General features: G+C 70.6%; 17 protein-coding genes. 11 read left to right on the top strand and 6 right to left on the bottom strand.

What is annotated here, in order from left to right:
- Positions 1 to 10: 10 nt before the first annotated feature.
- Together CES90_RS24220 and CES90_RS49850 are read right to left on the bottom strand one after the other, a co-directional pair.
- Complete coding sequence (locus CES90_RS24220) at positions 11 to 673, bottom strand: hypothetical protein (RefSeq protein ID WP_229913822.1); 663 nt, start codon at positions 671 to 673, stop codon at positions 11 to 13.
- A complete protein-coding gene (locus CES90_RS49850) occupies positions 663 to 1388 on the bottom strand; it encodes a hypothetical protein (RefSeq protein WP_229913823.1) in 726 nt (241 codons plus the stop codon). Before CES90_RS49850 ends, CES90_RS24220 begins: the two co-directional genes overlap by 11 nt.
- A 7-nt stretch (positions 1389 to 1395) precedes the next feature.
- On the opposite strand from CES90_RS49850, the gene CES90_RS49845 reads away from it, so the two are divergent.
- Both CES90_RS49845 and CES90_RS49840 read left to right on the top strand, forming a co-directional pair.
- Positions 1396 to 1593 (top strand): hypothetical protein, encoded by a 198-nt coding sequence (locus CES90_RS49845; RefSeq protein ID WP_229913824.1) that lies wholly within the window; start codon positions 1396 to 1398, stop codon positions 1591 to 1593.
- A gap of 333 nt (positions 1594 to 1926) precedes the next feature.
- Positions 1927 to 2124, top strand: a complete 198-nt coding sequence (locus CES90_RS49840) for a hypothetical protein (protein ID WP_229913825.1) — start codon at positions 1927 to 1929, stop codon at positions 2122 to 2124.
- 1349 nt (positions 2125 to 3473) lie between these two features.
- Here CES90_RS49840 and CES90_RS24210 read toward each other — a convergent pair.
- The 4 genes from CES90_RS24210 to CES90_RS24195 all read right to left on the bottom strand — a co-directional run bounded on the left by CES90_RS24210 (position 3474) and on the right by CES90_RS24195 (position 7865).
- The gene (locus CES90_RS24210) at positions 3474 to 4370 is read right to left on the bottom strand and encodes a nucleoside hydrolase (RefSeq protein ID WP_232791330.1); all 897 of its coding nucleotides are present in this window, start codon (positions 4368 to 4370) and stop codon (positions 3474 to 3476) included.
- A gap of 281 nt (positions 4371 to 4651) precedes the next feature.
- The gene (locus CES90_RS24205) at positions 4652 to 5842 is read right to left on the bottom strand and encodes a tetratricopeptide repeat protein (protein WP_229913826.1); all 1191 of its coding nucleotides are present in this window, start codon (positions 5840 to 5842) and stop codon (positions 4652 to 4654) included.
- 143 nt (positions 5843 to 5985) lie between these two features.
- Positions 5986 to 6738, bottom strand: a complete 753-nt coding sequence (locus CES90_RS24200; protein WP_189783214.1) for a hypothetical protein — start codon at positions 6736 to 6738, stop codon at positions 5986 to 5988.
- A 92-nt stretch (positions 6739 to 6830) separates the two neighbouring features.
- Entirely contained in the window at positions 6831 to 7865 is a 1035-nt protein-coding gene (locus CES90_RS24195) for a peptidoglycan DD-metalloendopeptidase family protein (protein ID WP_189783215.1), read from the bottom strand.
- 183 nt (positions 7866 to 8048) lie between these two features.
- Between CES90_RS24195 and CES90_RS24190 the strand changes: the two genes are divergently transcribed.
- From CES90_RS24190 to CES90_RS24150, 9 genes are all read left to right on the top strand, one after another.
- Positions 8049 to 8591: a DUF6668 family protein gene (locus tag CES90_RS24190; protein ID WP_229913827.1), complete on the top strand. Its 543-nt coding sequence runs from the start codon at positions 8049 to 8051 to the stop codon at positions 8589 to 8591.
- Entirely contained in the window at positions 8588 to 8872 is a 285-nt protein-coding gene (locus CES90_RS24185; RefSeq protein WP_229913828.1) for a hypothetical protein, read from the top strand. Before CES90_RS24190 ends, CES90_RS24185 begins: the two co-directional genes overlap by 4 nt.
- Positions 8873 to 9068: 196 nt before the next feature.
- Positions 9069 to 9365, top strand: coding sequence for a hypothetical protein (locus tag CES90_RS24180; protein WP_189783216.1), 297 nt, complete (start codon positions 9069 to 9071; stop codon positions 9363 to 9365).
- A gap of 35 nt (positions 9366 to 9400) precedes the next feature.
- Positions 9401 to 10174 (top strand): hypothetical protein, encoded by a 774-nt coding sequence (locus CES90_RS24175; protein WP_189783217.1) that lies wholly within the window; start codon positions 9401 to 9403, stop codon positions 10172 to 10174.
- 1 nt (position 10175) lies between these two features.
- A complete protein-coding gene (locus tag CES90_RS24170) occupies positions 10176 to 11363 on the top strand; it encodes a hypothetical protein (protein ID WP_189783218.1) in 1188 nt (395 codons plus the stop codon).
- Between the two features lie 109 nt (positions 11364 to 11472).
- Positions 11473 to 12966, top strand: coding sequence for an SCO6880 family protein (locus CES90_RS24165; protein ID WP_189783219.1), 1494 nt, complete (start codon positions 11473 to 11475; stop codon positions 12964 to 12966).
- A gap of 35 nt (positions 12967 to 13001) precedes the next feature.
- Positions 13002 to 14465 carry an ATP/GTP-binding protein gene (locus tag CES90_RS24160; RefSeq protein ID WP_229913858.1) on the top strand — a complete coding sequence of 488 codons (1464 nt, stop codon included), beginning with the start codon at positions 13002 to 13004 and terminating at the stop codon, positions 14463 to 14465.
- A complete protein-coding gene (locus tag CES90_RS24155) occupies positions 14462 to 16219 on the top strand; it encodes a type IV secretory system conjugative DNA transfer family protein (RefSeq protein ID WP_189783220.1) in 1758 nt (585 codons plus the stop codon). Before CES90_RS24160 ends, CES90_RS24155 begins: the two co-directional genes overlap by 4 nt.
- A complete protein-coding gene (locus CES90_RS24150; protein WP_189783221.1) occupies positions 16216 to 16602 on the top strand; it encodes a DUF4913 domain-containing protein in 387 nt (128 codons plus the stop codon). The genes CES90_RS24155 and CES90_RS24150 overlap by 4 nt, the downstream gene beginning before the upstream one ends.
- Positions 16603 to 16605 lie beyond the last annotated feature (3 nt).

The following is a 16605-nucleotide window of genomic DNA, read 5'->3' as shown; positions in this document are numbered from 1 at the left end:
CCGGGGTCGGTCAGCGGCGTGGACCCGCGGCCGGCCCCGGCTGCGTGGTGAGGGTCGGCGGGCGGGTGACCACGGTCGTGGCGCGGTGTGCCGTGAGGGCGTGGGCGTGGGCCGGGGTGGCCGTCGTCGAGCGGAGACGGGACGCGACCGCCGTGGGCACCCGGGTGCCGTGGGTGAGGTCGGCGGTGACCTGGGAGCGGAGGGTGCCGACCCGGGCCAGGTGCCGTCGCACGCCTTCCGGATCGAGGGACGCGACATCGGCACTCAGGGCGGCTCGTACGGCCGCCGGGTGCGCCGGGATGGGCGCGGCGCCCTTCGCGGGGGCGCGGGAGGGGGCCGGCCCGGCGGAACGGAGGGCGGCAGCGCGTGCGCTCCAGGGGGCCTCGGGGGGCGTACGGGCGTGGAGGGCGCCCGTGTCGGTGCCGTGCTGTTGCCGGGTTCCGCGCGGCGGTTGCCCGAGGGTGCGCCAACTCATCGTGCCGGTGAGCTCGTTGAAGGAGACCTCGACTCGGGGGCGTACGGGGGTTGTGTGCGCGGTCCTGCGCGGGGAGCGGCGGCGGGCCGCAACGCCGAGCGTGCCGGCCCCGGCACCGGCCCCGGCACCGATACCGGCACCGATACCGGCCCCGGCACCGGCCCTGTTCTGGATCTTCTGATCGTGGTCACTGGCCATGGGCGTGCGGGCTCCTCGTGTAGGGGTCGGCGTCGAGGGCGCGGGCGCGTTCGGTCAGGCGGCCCATGCGGGTGCGGGCCTTTTCGAGCTGCTCGAGGTCATCGGCGGCGGGGCCGGCTTCGGCCGCGAGTTCGGTCCACACGTCGATCAGGTCGCGGCCCAGGTGCAGGCCCTGGAGGGGGTCGCGGACCGCGCGCCAGGCCGCCGCCGCGCTCTGGATGTTGCCGTACGCGGCACGGGGGTCGCGCAGGTGGTGCCGGAGGCGCGCGAGGTCGAGGGACAGGTGGAAGGACCTGAGCGCGTCACCGGCCAGGTACGCGATGTACGCGGTCAGTTCGCGCAGCCGCAGTACCTCGGGGTGCTGCGGCCCGAGCGCCGCCATCGCCTGGGCCACGGTCTGCTCGGCCATCTCGGCGGCCTCCTGGATCCGCCCCGCCTTCACGGCCTCGTTGATCCGCGACATGGGCACCGCGAAGGGGGACTCCGCGCCGCCCTCCGTCTCCTCCGGATCCAGCACCGCCTCGGCCACCGCGTCGAACTCCCGCACGGGGGCGGGCTTGAGGCCGGGGTCCTCTCCCGCCATGTTCCACTCGGGAGCGGAGTACGGGTCGGACGCGGACTCCTCCGGAGGAGCCAGCGCGGGAGGTGCGTCGGTGGGTCGGGGGGACGTGGGCGCGGCTTCCGGGTTGGCCTCGTGGATCGGGGTCGGGGTCACAGCGGGCATGGAGGCGGGCAGCGGGGTCGGCGGTGCGGCCGGGGGCCAGGACTGCGGCTCCGGCGAGATCGGCTTCAGGGCACTGGGCGGCACGGCATCCCTGGGTCGGGCGGGCACCTGGGCCGGGGTCGAGGGCTGGTTCGGGGGCCACGGCCGGGGCTCCAGGGAGATGGGGCCGGGTGCCGAGGTGTTCGGGGTGTCCTGAGAAGGCGTCTGGGCCGTGGCTCGGCTCGGTTGCCAGGCCGACGGGGGCGACTGAGCCGGGGGCGGAGACGGTTCGGGGCTGGGGGTCGGTTCCGTGACCGGGCCGAACTCGCCCGTCGGGGGTGCGACGGTACCCGTGAACGAGGGCACGTCCTGGGCAGGCTGAGGCTGAGGCTCCACCGGCGCGACGGGACCTTCGGAAGGCGCCTCACCGTGGGCAGGCTCGGGTGTCGAGGGGGTGGTGTCGGGAGGGACCGGGATGCCCGGGAGGGTCAGAGGGAGGTCCGGTGTGCGGGGGGTCCGTGCGAGAGGGCCGTCTTTCGGTTCCGGCACCGTGCGCAGCACGAACGTCGACGGCGCGACCCCGCCGGCCGCGGGCACCGACTCCGCCGACTCCACTGGCTCCGTCGGCTTCGCCGCCGTGAGCGGCATCGTCCGGGGCTCTCGCTTCGGTCGCTCGGGCGCCGCGGGAGCGACCGACTCCGACGCGGCCGCCGACAGCCGCAGCGTGCTCGGCTCCCGCCTCGGCTGAACAGCGGCGTCGACCGGTTCCGGTCCGCCCAACCGGTTCGGTACGTATGCGCTTTCGGAAGCCACTGGCACGGCCCGAGGTGCCGCTTCGGGTGCGGGCGGCATGGCGGGGGCGGGCTCCGGCGAGGCCACCCCGGCCGAAGCGGACTGCTCAACTGCCGGGCTGGGCGCGGGACCTGCCGGGCCGGGGACGGGACCTGCCTGGCTAGGGACGGGACCTGCCTGGCTGGGCACGGGACCTGCCTGGCTGGGCACGGAACGCACCTCGTACTCGTACCGCACCCCATGAGCGGCCCGCTGCGCAGGCGCCGCGTCGGGTTCGACCGCTCGTTCCGGCATCGCCGGTGCCGCCGATTCCGGTACGGCGCGCAGTACATGGGTCGACTTGTCGCGACGCGGAGCCTGCGGTGCGGCCGACGACGCTGCTGGAACCTGAATCTCCGACGGCTGCTCAGCGACGACCGCGGGCGCAACCGCAGCCCCCGCCGGTCCTTCGGCAACCGACACGGGCGCGCCCCACGGCTCTCCCACCCGCACCGGCTCACCCGCGTACCGGCTGGCCCCGTCCACGCACACCTGCAACGGCACCACGTATCCGATCCGCTCATCGTGGACCGTGGCGTGTACGGGGTGACCGGTGGCAAGGGCGATGCGGTGGAGGTGGCGAAGGACAGCGTCCTGGATCTCCTCGCCGTAGGCCGCGGCGACCGGTACGCCGCCGATCGACGCAGCGCCGACACCCCGGCCGGCCGCGCGGACGCGGACGTCGATCGGCACCGTCGCCGGGGCGGCCGAGGACGCCGAGTGCCGCTGTTCCCGCTTCTTCTCTCGGCTGGGTCGACGCATCTGTTCCCTCACTCTGATGTGCCGGGGAACCGGCCACACACTTATGCCAAGTCTCCCGGCTCGCTCACGGTTTCACGTCACCATGGCGTCACAGACGCGTCCCGAAGCCCTGCTATGAGTCTGCCCGTATGGCGAACGGTTCAGCGCTTCGGCCCGCCGCTGTCCATCCCCGGCGGTGGTTTCCCGGGCTGCCGGGGTACCCGCCAGGGCTGGTTGCCGGCGGTCTTGCCGGTCTGCTGGTTCGAGGAGCTCTGCGAGCCAGGAGTCCCCGGAGTCCTACCTCTGAGGTGAAGTTCCGCCGCCTTGCTTATCGACGTTCCCGCACCGCCGACCTGCGGTGAGAATGGCGTACCTGACGCGGCCACGATTCCGCGCAGGTGCTCCTGCGGTGTCTTGCCACTGCCAGGCGCCGACGTGGTGGCGTCCTCCAGGAACTGCTTCTTCTCTTCCAGGCTCTTCGACTCGCCGAACCGTATCCAGAGCGGTTCGGCCGCCGCAGAGTCATCAGGTGCCCTCTTCGGCCGGCTTCCAGGCCGGGTCCAGCCGTTGTGAGAGCCAGCGCATGAAGGAGGGGTACCGGGCGGACAGGCTCAGCCAGACCGGCACGCCGGCCTCGGACCGGACGGTGCGTCCGATGCCGTCCACCGCCACCGGCATCTTGTCGAACTCGACGAAGGGCAGTTGGAGCGCGGCCGACAGGGTCAGTGCGTCGTGCTGGATGGTGCCCGGGTGGAAACGTTCGAACCACTGCCTCATATGTGCCACCAGCAGGGCGGCCCAGGCCGGTGCATCCGGTGCGGCGAGGGCCCTGTGGACCGGGTGGTCGGCCGTGATCTCGATGGCCGAGGTGAAGGTGACTTCGGAGGTGACGAAGTGCGACGTCGGCAGCAGGCCCTTGCCGACCGCGTCGAAGACCCGGTGCACGGACGGCACGTCCAGTCGGAAGTTGTGCTCGGCCCGACTGGGGTCGCGGTAGTTCAGGGCCCCACCCATCTGGGTGACGTGGAGCCGGGAAGCCAGTTCGGGAGCGGCTTCCAGAACCAGTGCGAGATTGCTGAGAGGGCCCATGCCGACCCACTGCACGGGCCCCGGCACGGCCGCGCAGACGGCGCGCACCGCCTCCACCACATCAGCCGGCTGGGGAGGGAGTTCGTCGGGCACCAGGCCGTCCGCACAGAAGTACCGGGTGTCCCCGAGGGAGACACCCGAAGAAACCGCGACATCCGTACGACCGATGAGGTCCAGCAGAAACCTGGCGAACCTCGCCCTCGCTCCGTAGCCGACAGCCGGTCCGGTCTCGTCGCTGGTGAGCACCAGGGCCAGCCGCGGCAGGGAACGGGCCGCCGCCGCGACCGCCAGTGCGTCGTCGGCGTCGCCACCGATGTCCGTGTCGATGATCATTGGTGCCGAGCGGAGGTCCTCCGGCCAGTTCCCAGTGGCCCGCATGCGGGCACTCAGCGCAGCCAGGCCCGACCCCGGAAGGGATTCTCCGGACTCGACGATGGCACGCCACTCGGCTCGGATGTCCGCTCCGGAAACAGGTTCGTCGTCACGGCTCTCGCCCATATCCGTCTTCTCCCTTTCCGGCAGTGTCGCTGTCCTCCGCCCCGGACCGGCGGGGGAGGGAGGAAACGGCAGTCTAGAAAACGCCGACCGAACGGACGCGGTGGCGGGTGTGACGGTCACTGGCCATGGGCATGGGGCTTCGGTGTGTAGGAGTCGTCCGCGAAGACGCGTGCGCGTTCGGCGAGACGGTCCATGCGGGCGCGAACCGCCTCGAGCTGATGGGCTTCGGCAGCGGCCGGGCCGCCGTCATTGACCAACTCACTCCACAGCCCTATCAGTTCACGCCCGAGGACCAGCCCCTGTGACGGGTCCCGCACGGCTCGCCACGCGGCGGCCGCGCTCTGCACATTGGCATGGGCCCGAGCGTCCCTGCGCCGCCTACGTATCCTGGCGAGATCCATGGACAAGGTGAAGGAGCGCTGCGCGTCGCCCGCCAAGTACGCGATGTAGGCAGCGAGTTCGCGCAGCTGAAGGACCTCGGGGTGCTCCTTGCCCAGCGTCTTCGTCGCCGATGAGATGGTCTGCTCCGCCATCGCTGCCGCCGTCTCGATCCGGCCCATCTGCAGGGCTTCGTTGATCCGCAGCACTGGCTCCGCGAGAAGGGACGGGGCGACGGTCTGGTCAGCGGCGGGGGTCGGCACCACCTGAGATGCCGAGGGGACCTCGGGTGCCGGAGCGGGTACGGGGACAGGGGCCGGGGCCGGGGCCGCCGCGGCGGCAGGGGGCGGGGGCGGGGTAGCGGCTGGGGGCAGGGGAACGGCTGAGGCTGGGGCTGGTGCAGGCTCCGGAACCGCCTCCGACGCTGGAACCGGAGCCGGAAGAGCCTCTGGTGCCACGGCTGACGCATGCTCACCACCGACGGGGGAGGCGGGTGCGGGCACACCCTCATGGGCCTGCCCCGCCGTCGGCTCCGGTGCGGCCGTGTCCGGTTCCGGTTCCGGATCCGGTACGGCCCGCAGCAGCCGCGTGGTCCTGTTCGCGTCCTGCTCTCGCTGCCCCTGCGGCGCCACGGTGGTCTGCGCGTCCACGAACGGTTGAGGCGCCACACTCCGAGCCGCCGCGCTCTCGACCGGACCCATCGTCGTCGGACCCCCCGCCGTTTCGGCGATCGCGCCCGCTGCCAACCGCCGCGGCTCGCCTGCGAAATGGCTGGAGCCGTCCGCCATGACCTGGAGTGGGGTGCTGAACCCGATGCGCTCGTCGTGGACCGTGGCGGCGACCGCGTGCCCCGTGGCCAGGACCAGGCGATGGAGATAGTTCAGAACCGCGCTCTGCACGCTCTCACCGGGGCCCGCGACGACGGGCATGCCGCCCACCGTCGCCTGCCCGTCCGCGGAAACGTGGACTTCGATGGGCGTCAACCCTGGCCCAGAAGGCTGGCCGGCCCCGGGCTGGGGCCGGCCCTGCTGTCGCTTCTTCTCGCCGCGGCTGAATCTGGACATCGCTTCCTTCACTGGGCGGACGGGTCGGCAGCCGAGGCCGACGGCTCCCCGGGGCTCGGCGGGGCCACAGCCTCGACCACGATGACGTCGTCCACACGCCACGGTTCGCCGACAGACGAACGTACCAGCTTGGTATGGGCGGTGAGCCTCGGTCCACGGCCCGTCCAACCGTCCCGGCCGTGTGCCTCGCCCTCCACGACGAGTGAGCGGTAAGCCACCTGCTTGCCGTCCTTGGGCGAGTCGTCCTCCTGCTCGATGCTCACCGTCACCGTGGTCCAAGCGCGGTGCTGGGCCCAGGTGTTCCAGTCGGCTCCGGGACCGCTGGCCGGCCGGTAGGACCGCTCGGCGTCGGCCTTCCGCTTCGAACACCAGCGAACCGCCCGCAGCCCGGCGTCGTGCGGACTCGCGTCGTACTTGGTGTCGTAGCTGTACGTCATCTCGGCCCACGCCTTGGAGACCGCGGTCGGGTCGCTGTCGTCCACGGCTCCCGGGTCGGGCACATGCGCGTCGGGCCCCAGAGGCTTTCCGGACGACACCGGCGCCTTGGGAACGAAGGAGGGCTCCGCCGACGCCGACGCGCCGCCCTGCCCGGTCGCGCTCTGCCGGTGATCGGGCAGTCCGCAACCCGCCAGCAGGACAAGACCGGTGGCAAACGCGAGCAGCCCTGCCACGGCCCTGCTCGGCACGCGTCCGGACCGGTTCACCCGTGTCCATGACACCGCCGACGTCCGCTGGTGCACCCGGGTCCCGGCCGTCCGCATGGCGTCCCCCTCATATGTCCTGGCGGCAGCCCCGTCCGCCCGAGATTCCTTCTCGCGCCGGGCACCACCACCCATTACCCGTCCCTCTTCCACTACTTCAGCCCCAGCCACGGGGCGGGATCGACATACTGCCCGTTCTCCGTGACTTCGAAGTGAGCGTGCGGACCTGTCGAGAAGCCCGTGGAACCGACCGCCCCGACCCGCTGTCCGACCTTCACCTGCTGCCCCACGGAGACGCTGATGGCCATCATGTGGTTGTACGTCGTGGTGACCTTCTTGCCGTTGATGGTGCCGTGCGAGATGACCACGCGGTTGCCGTAGCCGTTGGACCATCCCGCGAAGGTCACTTTGCCGTCCCGGGCGGCCATGAACGGCGTGCCCGCGGGGGCGGCGAGGTCAATGCCCGTGTGCAACTTACGAACGTGCAGGGTCGGGTGCATGCGCATGCCGTAGGGAGAAGTGACGATCGGGTCACCTGGCAGGGGCATGGCCATCCGCTGGCCCTCGGGTATCTCGCCCGGCGGGTCGTCGACCGACTCGTACTTGGGTATCAGCGACTTGATGCGGGCGACGTAGTTCTGGGTCTCGGTGTAGGGAGGTATACCGCCGTACTGCTCGACAGCCCCTGGGCCAGCGTTGTACGCGGCGAGCGCCAGGTCGAGAGTCTCGCCGGACGCCTTCCCGGCCTTCTTATAGCGCTCGACCCGCTCCACGAGATCGCAGTCGTAACGCCCCTGGGCCATGATGGCGTCACCCGGGTCGTACGGCGACGCGCTGCCGTTGCCGTCGTCGTCCCTGCCCCAGGACTTCCAGGTTTCGGGCATGAACTGGGACAGTCCCTCGGCACCCACCGGTGACTTGGCGTTGGGATTCCAGCCGGACTCGGCCTCGATCTGGGCCGCGATGACGGCCGGCTTGATCGCGTCACACTCCGCGCCCGCTTTGAGGACCCAGGGAAGGTACTGGGCAGGCACCGAGCCGTCGTTGAGGCCGCCGCCGACGCCGCTTCCCTCGGCTGCGGCGTCATCTCCACCACCCACCCCGACCATCATGATCAGCGGCACGATGACCATCGCGATACCACCACCCACGACCCAGGTGGTGGCGCTTCCCCCGCTCTGCGCCATCCGCTCCCCTCAGCGTCAAGTTGTAATGTGATGCGGCCAATTGAGTCTCACGGGCAACAACCTTCGCGTAAGTAACCACCCGGTCACGAAATTGTCCCAAGGTGCCCCGTGGCGCCACCCGCCACCCGCCATCAGAGATGATCACACCGTAAACCGCTAATCAAACTTGAGGGGGAGTTGGCGGTGGGGAACGTCCCGAGCGGACCGGAGATCTGGCTCCGAGGGCCGGTCACCACACCCGCGCAGCCGACGTCGGCTCCACCCGCCGCGGAAGCGCCCTCAACTCCACACCGGCTGGCCTGGGTGGCCGCGCACGGTGGAGCGGGCGCCTCGACGTTGGCGGCCGTCTTCGGCGGGATCGACGCCGGGCGCAGTTGGCCCCGCCCCGATCAAGGGGAGCCGAACTCCGTGCTGTTGGTGGCCCGTACACACGCAGCCGGTCTGCAGGCGGTGTCGTGGACGCTCGATCTCTTCCGTCGCGGCGAGCAGCCACCAGGGCTGGAACTCGTCGCCGTGGTGCTGGTCGCGGACGCGCCGGGGCGCCTGCCCCGCCAACTGCTCCAGCGCATCAAGGTGATCGGTTCGGCGATCGAGACTTACCAAGTGCCTTGGGTGCCCGCTTGGCGGACGGGGGATCTCACCGCGCCTCCCCCACGGGAGACAGCCAGGCTGGCAGCCCTGGTCACTCCGCCCGGACAAGAGACACACACGAGGAGCGGCCGATGAACGTCGGACTGACGTTGGCCACCCTGGCGTACGAGCCGCCGCCGGATACCACTAAGGGGCTGAACCAGGTCCTCGGTTACCTCGCCTGGCTGGTCACCGCGGCAGGCGTGGCGGGCCTGCTGATCGTTGGCTCACGCATGGCCGTCGCGCTGAAGACAGGCGACGCCGAGGAGCACGTGCGCGAGTACCTCATCGTGCTGGTCGCGTGTGTCATCGGGGCCTGCGCGGGGCCACTCGTGGAGTTCCTGGGACTGGTGGGTTTCTGGAACACCGAAAAGTGACCATGCCGAGGCACAGACCGAAGGTGATTGTCACGAACATGCCACTATGCGGTGGAGATTCCCCACAGCCCTTGGTGCTGCGGGGTTTCCACGCCCAAGCTCACTTCGCCACCACGGCCCGGCCTCAGGATCGGCCGGCCCACCGAACCTTCAAGAAAGCCGTCGGCCCGGCAGCCGACCGTATCGGGGAGAAAGCATGATCAAGACGCTCACAGCCAAGGCCCAGCACGTCTTCCTGGCTGAAACGGCCGTCCCGGACCCCAAGAAGGAAGCGCCAGGGGCGCTCACCGACAAGGTCGACACGGTCCTCGGCCTCATGGCCTGGGTCGGCACCGCAGCCGGTGTGGCCGGCGTCCTGATCACCGGAGCGATGATGGCGATCTCGATGCGCCGTGGCGAGGGCTCGGAACACATGGGCCGGCTCGGCATGGTCCTCGGCGGCTGCGTCCTGGTGGCCTCCGCCGGCCCCGTTGTCTCCTTCGTCTTCGGCTGATCCGGCCAGGCCTGAAACGGAAAGGAAGTACCGACATGGTGAACCCCGGCCGATCCCGCGGGGGCAGCGGGGAGTGGGAGCAGCCGTTCTGGCAGCAACGGGGCTGGATCCTGTCGGCCGGATTCCTGCTGGTGCTGCTTGTTCTCGCCGCTGCCACTTTGATGACCAGTGAGGACGAGGCACCGGAAGCCTCCGGTTCCCCGACCTCGGCACCGACCGCCACAGCTTCCGACGCCGACGACACGGCGGGCGGCAACGGCCGGCCCGCCGGTTGCCGCACCGACGACAGCGAGCAGGAGAAGCCAACCGCGGCGCCGAAGGACGTGTACTGGAAGGCCGGCGGAACCCACCTAGTGCCAGCCTCCAAGTCCGCAGGGCCCCTCAAGTTCGACGGACCGGTGTGGTCCTGCTTCGCGCACACTCCGATGGGGGCTGTGTTCGCGGCCCACGCCATCACCAACAACTTCGGTCTTGAGGGCTGGCGCGAGGTCGTCGAACGGCAAGTCGTCCCGGGCGCGGGACGGGACGCGTACGTCGCCAGACGCTCGAAGGAAGAACAGGACGAGTCGACTTCGGGCCAGCCGAGCGAGGAAACCTTCGCCGGCTTCACCGTCCTCGCGTACAACGAGAAGGAGTCGACGGTGATGATCCTGGGGCGCATTCCGAGCGTCGACAGGTACGGTTCCCTCTCCGTGACACTGCGCTGGCAGGACGGCGACTGGAAGGTGCTCCCCGACCCCGACGGCACGATCTACGGGGGCGTGTCGTACACCGACGGAACCAGCGGCTTCATCACATGGGGGACGTGAGATGGCAGACTGCCTCGAAGAGCCCTTGCAATGCCTGAAGGACGGCATCAAGTACCCCTTCGAAAAAGTCGGTGAGACCGCTGCAGGCGGCGCTGTGGAGGCCTTCGCCAAGGCGATCGGTACCGCCGCATCGGAGACGCTCCAGGTGCTCAACGGTATCTGGATGGACGTCAAGCTCGAAGACCCGACCAAGCCGACAGCGGACATCTACGGCACGACCAGTTGGCTGGTCGGCTACGTGGCCGTGGCGAGCCTGCTCATCGCGGCGATAAAGATGGCCCTCGACCGGCGAGGCGAACCCATGAAGCAGGCGTTCATGGGCATGTGGAAAGTCCTCCTGGTGGGAGGGCTCGCGGTTCCCGCGGTGCAGGCGCTCTCCACCGCCTCGGACGCGTACGCCAAGGACATATATACGAAGTCCAATCTCGGCGATACGGCAACGAAGACTCTCGGGGTGATGTACCTGAGTTCACCCGGCCTCATCCTCATCTTCGGCCTGCTGGTCATGTTGGCGTCGTTCGTCCAGATCTGCCTCATGTACATCCGCATCGGCGTGCTCATCACGTTGGTCGGCACGCTGCCGCTCGCCGCGGTCTCCTCGATGACCGGGTGGGGCGAGGGCTGGTGGAAGAAGCACATCGGCTGGCTCGCGGCCTGGCTGCTGTACAAACCGGCGGCGGCTCTGATCATCTATGCGGCCACCGCCATGACCAGGGACACGAAGGACCTGGATAAAACCATCGCCGGCATGGGGATGCTCATCCTGTCCGTCTTCGCCCTGCCGGCCCTGCTCAAGTTGATCGTCCCGGCCACCGCCGCGCTGGGCGGCACGTCCGGCGGCACTGTCACCCTCAACGCCGTCAACAACATGGCCAGCGGCGCGGTCAGCATCGCCGGTGGTTCCGGCGGCGGGGGCGGTGGCGGGGGCGGTGGCGGCACACCTCAGGCTGGTGGGTCAGGGCCGAAGGGCTCTCCGTCCGCCGGGGCCGGCGCCCCCGCTGGAGGCGCGGGCGGGGCCGGCGCCTCAGCCGGCGGTGCCGCCGCTGGAGCAGCCGCAGGCGCCGCGACGGGAGGTGTGTCCGTGGCCGTCCAAGCCGCAGCAGCAGCCGCGCAGACCACGGTCGCCGCCGCGAGCGAAGTGGCCAACTCCCTTGATGACAACGACGGGATGAAGGGTCACAACCAATAACCCGTCGGACCACCGACACCAGTCCATGCCGGGCCGGGAAACATCCCGGCCCGGCTTCCCCTCTCTGTGCCAGCCACAACGCCGCGCAAGCCGGAAGAAGGAATACCCCATGTCCTCCGACGCCATGACGCGTCCCACGTACGGGAATTGGCGGCGCCCTCGCCGCCCCGGATTCGGCCCACTGGGTCTCCTCGGTACCGTCGTCGCCTTCGGCGGACTCCTGGTGGCACTGCTGGCCTCTCTGGTGTCCCTGATGGCTGCCATCGCCGTCCTCGTCCCTGTCGGGCTCTTCCTCGCCCCGCTCGCCCTGCGTATGGTCGACGGCCGAAACGTCTACCAGCTCCTCGCCGTCCGCATCGGCTGGATGAAACGCAAGGCGAACGGGTCCACCACCTACGTCTCCGGGCCACTCTCCCGCCGCCCCGGAGGCCGCTTCCAGCCGCCCGGTCTGCTCGCCCGTACGAAGATGTACGAGGGCCGGGACGCCTACGACCGTGCGTTCGGCGTGATCCACCACCCGGGCCGCAACCTCTACACCGTGGTCCTCGCCTGTGAGCCCGACGGCGGCTCGCTGGTGGACCCCGAGCAGGTCGACGTCTGGGTGGCGTCCTGGGGTGACTGGCTGTCCCGGCTCTCCCATGAGCCCGGTCTGCGCGGCGCCCAGGTCGTCGTCGAGACCGCTCCGGACACCGGTACCCGGCTCGCCGCCGAGGTCCTCCCTCGCATCTCGCCCGACGCGCCCGCCGCGGCCCGCGCCGTGATGGAGGAGGTCGTCCAACGCTACCCGTCCGCCTCCTCCGAAATGCACACCTACATCGCGCTGACCTACGGTCCGACCGGCGGCCCCAGGCGGGACACCGATGACGTGATCACCGACCTGTCCATGCGGCTTCCCGGCCTGCTGTCCGGTCTTGTCGCCGCCGGTGGCGGGTCCGCGTACCCGCTGTCGGCCGAACGGCTCGCCGAGGTCGTCCGTGTGGCCTACGACCCGGCCATCGCCCCGGACGTGCTCAGTGCTCGCGCCGAGCACTCCACCACCGGCCTGGAGTGGGACGACGCCGGCCCCGCGGCCGCCGTCGAGACCGTCAACGCGTACAAGCACGACTCCGGTGTCTCACGCACCTGGATGCTGACCCTGGCACCACGGGGCACCGTCCGTTCCAGCGTCCTGCGCGGCCTGCTGGAGCCCGCCCCGGGCACCCGCCGCAAGCGGGTCTCGCTGATCTACCGGCCGATCGACCCGGCGACCTCCGCCCGGATCGTGGAGTCCGACCGCCGCTCCGCCCACTTCATGGCGAGCTCGCGGGGCGGCCTGGTGCAGGCACGCGCCACCTCCGAGGTGCGCGCGGCGGAACAGACCGCGGCCGAGGAGGCTTCCGGCGCCGGCCTCGTGGAGTTCTCCATGATGGTGACGGTCACCGTCGACAGCGAGCAGGAGCTGCCCGACGCGTCGATCACCGTACGCAACCTCCAGGCGTCCTCGCGCATCCTGATGCGCCCGGCCGACCGCATGCAGGCGTCCGCGTTCACCTGCACACTGCCGGTCGGCCTGCTCCCGTGGGAACACACCCTCGTTCCGTACCAGCTCAGGGAGGCGCTGTGAGCAAGAACAAGCAGCAGCGACCGCAGCGACCGGCCATGGCCCCGCCGCGCGGCTGGTACGGGCCAGGCGGCGGTCAGGTCGGTTATATCGACCCGCCCTCGATGTGGCGGGCGACCACCGTGCAGGCGTGCGGCCTGTGGCCCTTCGCGGCGGGGTCGGGCGCTCCGATGACCGGCGTACCGCTCGGCCAGCACCTGCACACCGGCGCGACCGTGTGCGGCGACCCCATCTCCTGGTTCACCCGGGCCCGTTACATCTCCAACCCCTCGCTGTTCATGCTCGGCATGCCGGGTCTGGGCAAGTCGACGCTGGTCAACCGGATGCTGATCGGTATGTCGGCAACCGGTATCACCCCGCTCGTGCTGGGCGACCTCAAGCCCGACTACGCGGACACCGTACGGGCGCTGGGCGGCCAGGTGATCTCCATCGGCCGCGGTGTCGGTGGCATCAACGTGCTCGACCCGGGCGCGATGGGCGAGGCGGCGGCCCGGATCGGCGGCGAGCGGGGCCGGATCCTTGCGGCGGAGGCACACGGCCGCGTCCTGAACATGGTCGCGGCCCTCATCACCATCGTCCGCGGCCGCCCGATGGACGACCACGAGCAGTCCGTACTCTCCGCCTGTCTGCACCATCTGACGGAGCGTACGAAGCCCGGGCAGGCGCCTCTGCTGCCCGATCTGCTCAGGGTGCTGGACGAAGGCCCGGACCGGGTCCGCGCGGTCACGCTCGACCGTGGCAACGATGCCCGCTACCAGGAGGCGGTCGACCCCCTGCACCGTTCGCTTCTGGGCGTCCTGGACGGTCCCCTGGGCGACACCTTCGCGTCCGAGACCTCGACTCGTATCGACCCCGCCTCGCCCGCCGTCTGCGTCGACATCTCCCGTATCGGCGAGGCGGACACGCAGCTCACGGCCGCCGCGATGCTGGCCGCGTGGTCGGACGGCCTCGGCACGGTGGCCGCGGCCCACGCCCTCGCGGACGCCGGGCTGGCCCCCCAGCGCTGGTTCTTCACCGTCCTCGACGAGCTGTGGCGCCCACTGCGCGCCGCCTCCGGCATCGTCGAACGCATCGACGCACTCACCCGTCTCAACCGGTCCTTGGGGCTGGGAGACGCGAAGATCACCCACACTCTCAAGGACGCGGAGGCCCTCGGCAGCGAGGCCGACCGGGCCAAAGCGCGCGGCTTCGTGGAACGCGCCGGCATGGTCGTGTGTGCGGGACTTCCACGCACAGAGATGCGCGAACTGGGCGAGATCGTCGGCATGTCGGAGCGGGAGATCGAGCTGGTCTCGTCCTGGTCGTCGCCCCCGGGCTGGGCCAGCACTGGCGGTAACGAGGAACCGCCGGGTCGAGGCCGCTTCCTGATCAAGGTCGGTGGCCGTCCCGGCATCCCGATCAAGGTGTCCATCACGGACACCGAGCGCAATCTGCACAACACCAACACCCGGTGGACCGGGAACGAACTGAACCTCACGAAGCCGACGGAGGCGTCGAGATGAGTACGCGCCCCGCGCGCAAGGGCCACTCCGCCGGCGACGACCTGCTGCCCTGGATCATCCCGGGCGTGGCCGTCCTCGTCGGCGGCGCCTTCACCGGCGCCTGGCTGGGCGGAACGCTCGGCGCGGCGGTGTCCGGCGCGGGCTGGAACCCACCGCCGTTCTCGCTGGAGACCCTGGCGACCCTGGTCAAGGACGGCCCGCAGGAGCTGTGGCCGACCGCGTCGAGTGGCGCGGTGACGGCCGGTATCGCCACCGTCTTCGGGGTGTTCGTCGCCCTCGTGATCACCCTGATCGTCCTCGTGCGCGGCCGCGTCAAGCGCCCCGACGGCCTGGCCGGCCGCAAGGAACTGGCCGGCATGCTCCCGAAGGGCGCGGCCGAACGAGCGCGCGCCCTGCGCCCGTCGCTCGCCGGGACCACCAAGCTGGACCCGGACCAGACGGGCAACCTCCTCGGCAACCTGGAGCCGAACGGGCCCGAACTCCGCTCCAGTTACGAGGACGTCGAGCTGGATCTGATGGCCCCGCGCGCCGGAAAGTCCACCGGCATCGCCGTACCCCGCGTCCTGCGCGCCCAGGGCAGCGTCCTGCTGACCTCCAACAAGGCGGACGTCTACAGCGTCACTCGCGCGGAACGCGAACGTGCCGGCCGGGTCTGGGTGTTCGACCCGCAGGGCATCGCGCATACGCCGCGCGGGATGTGGTGGGACATGCTCGCCGACGCCGCGACCATCGAGGGCGCCCGTCGCCTCGCCGGTCACTTCGTCGGCGCGGTCAACGACGACGCCTCGAAGCGCGACTTCTGGATCTCGGCGGCACAGAACACCCTCACGGCCCTGTTCCACGCGGCCAACCGGGGCGGCCGGCAGATCGACGAGGTACTGACCTGGCTCGCCGACCCCGCCGACCGCACCCCCATCGACCTGCTCCGTGACGCGGCGATGCCAGCACTCGCCGACCAGTTGCAGGGCACGATCCAGGGCGCCGTGGAGACTCGGGACGGCATCTACGAGACAGCAAGGCAGTGCGCGGCCTGCCTGTTGGACCCGGCCATCGCGGCCTGGGTGACCCCCGACCCCCAGATGCCGCAGTTCGTCCCGGAGCAGCATGCGCTCTCCCAGGACACCCTCTATCTGCTGTCGAAGGACGGCGGTGGCTCGGCCGCGGGTGTCATCGCGGCGGCCGCCGACTCGGTGCTACGCGCGGGTGTCGTAGCCGCCGAACGCATGGGCGGCCGTCTCGACCCACCCATGACGGCGATCCTCGACGAGGCCGCCAACGTCTGCCGCATCTCCGACCTGCCCGACCTCTACTCCCACCTGGGCTCCCGAGGCATCAACATCGTGACCTTGCTGCAGAGTTACCGGCAGGGGGTACGGGTCTGGGGCGAGGCCGGGATGGACGCCCTGTGGGGCGCGGCCACGATCAAACTGCTGGGCGCGGGCTTGGACGACGCCGACTTCGTGGAGAAGGTGTCCCGGCTGGTCGGTGAGCACGACGTGTCGACGATCAGCTACTCCAAGAGCAAGGACGGCCGCTCCCGCTCCACCTCCTACCGCCTGGAACGCATCCTGCCCGCCGACCGCATCCGCGCACTCCCCAAGGGCACGGCACTGCTCCTGGCCACAGGCATCAAGCCCGCCATGGTCAGGCTCCGCCCCTGGTACGCCGAACCGGGTGCCGACCGCATCCAGGCCGCCGCCCAGGCCGAAGTGAAGGCCATCACCGCCCGCGCCGCAGAGAAGGCCTTCCAGTGACCACCGCTCAGGAACAAGCCGAAGCACCGCTGTTCATCCTTTACTTGGACGGCGAGGACTACGCCGAGGAGATGCGCAACCTGGCCCTGTGGGTCTCCGACCTCCTTCTGCCCGTCTACGGCCGCGAGGTCACCTCCCAGCAGCCCTGGTGCCCTCGCTGGTGGGAGCACTTGGAGGCGGTTGCCCGGCTGCACGGGCTGTGGCTGGCGTGGCAGGAGTGCACCGACCCGTCGGCCGGCGCCTCGGGCCCCGCCGTCTGGCACCGGGACCACCTCGGCCCGGTCATGACCGAACTGCGTTCTCCGACCGGCCCGTTCGCGGGCTGCAAGCAGGGCAGCCATCGAGCGAAGGCGGGGCCGGTGGTCGAGGCGTACGACGGCTGATCA

Origin of the sequence: Streptomyces capitiformicae, from assembly GCF_002214185.1 — a bacterium.
Classification (GTDB): domain Bacteria; phylum Actinomycetota; class Actinomycetes; order Streptomycetales; family Streptomycetaceae; genus Streptomyces; species Streptomyces capitiformicae.
Note: the sequence above shows the minus strand (reverse complement) of the source record. Positions and strands in the feature narration are given on the sequence as shown.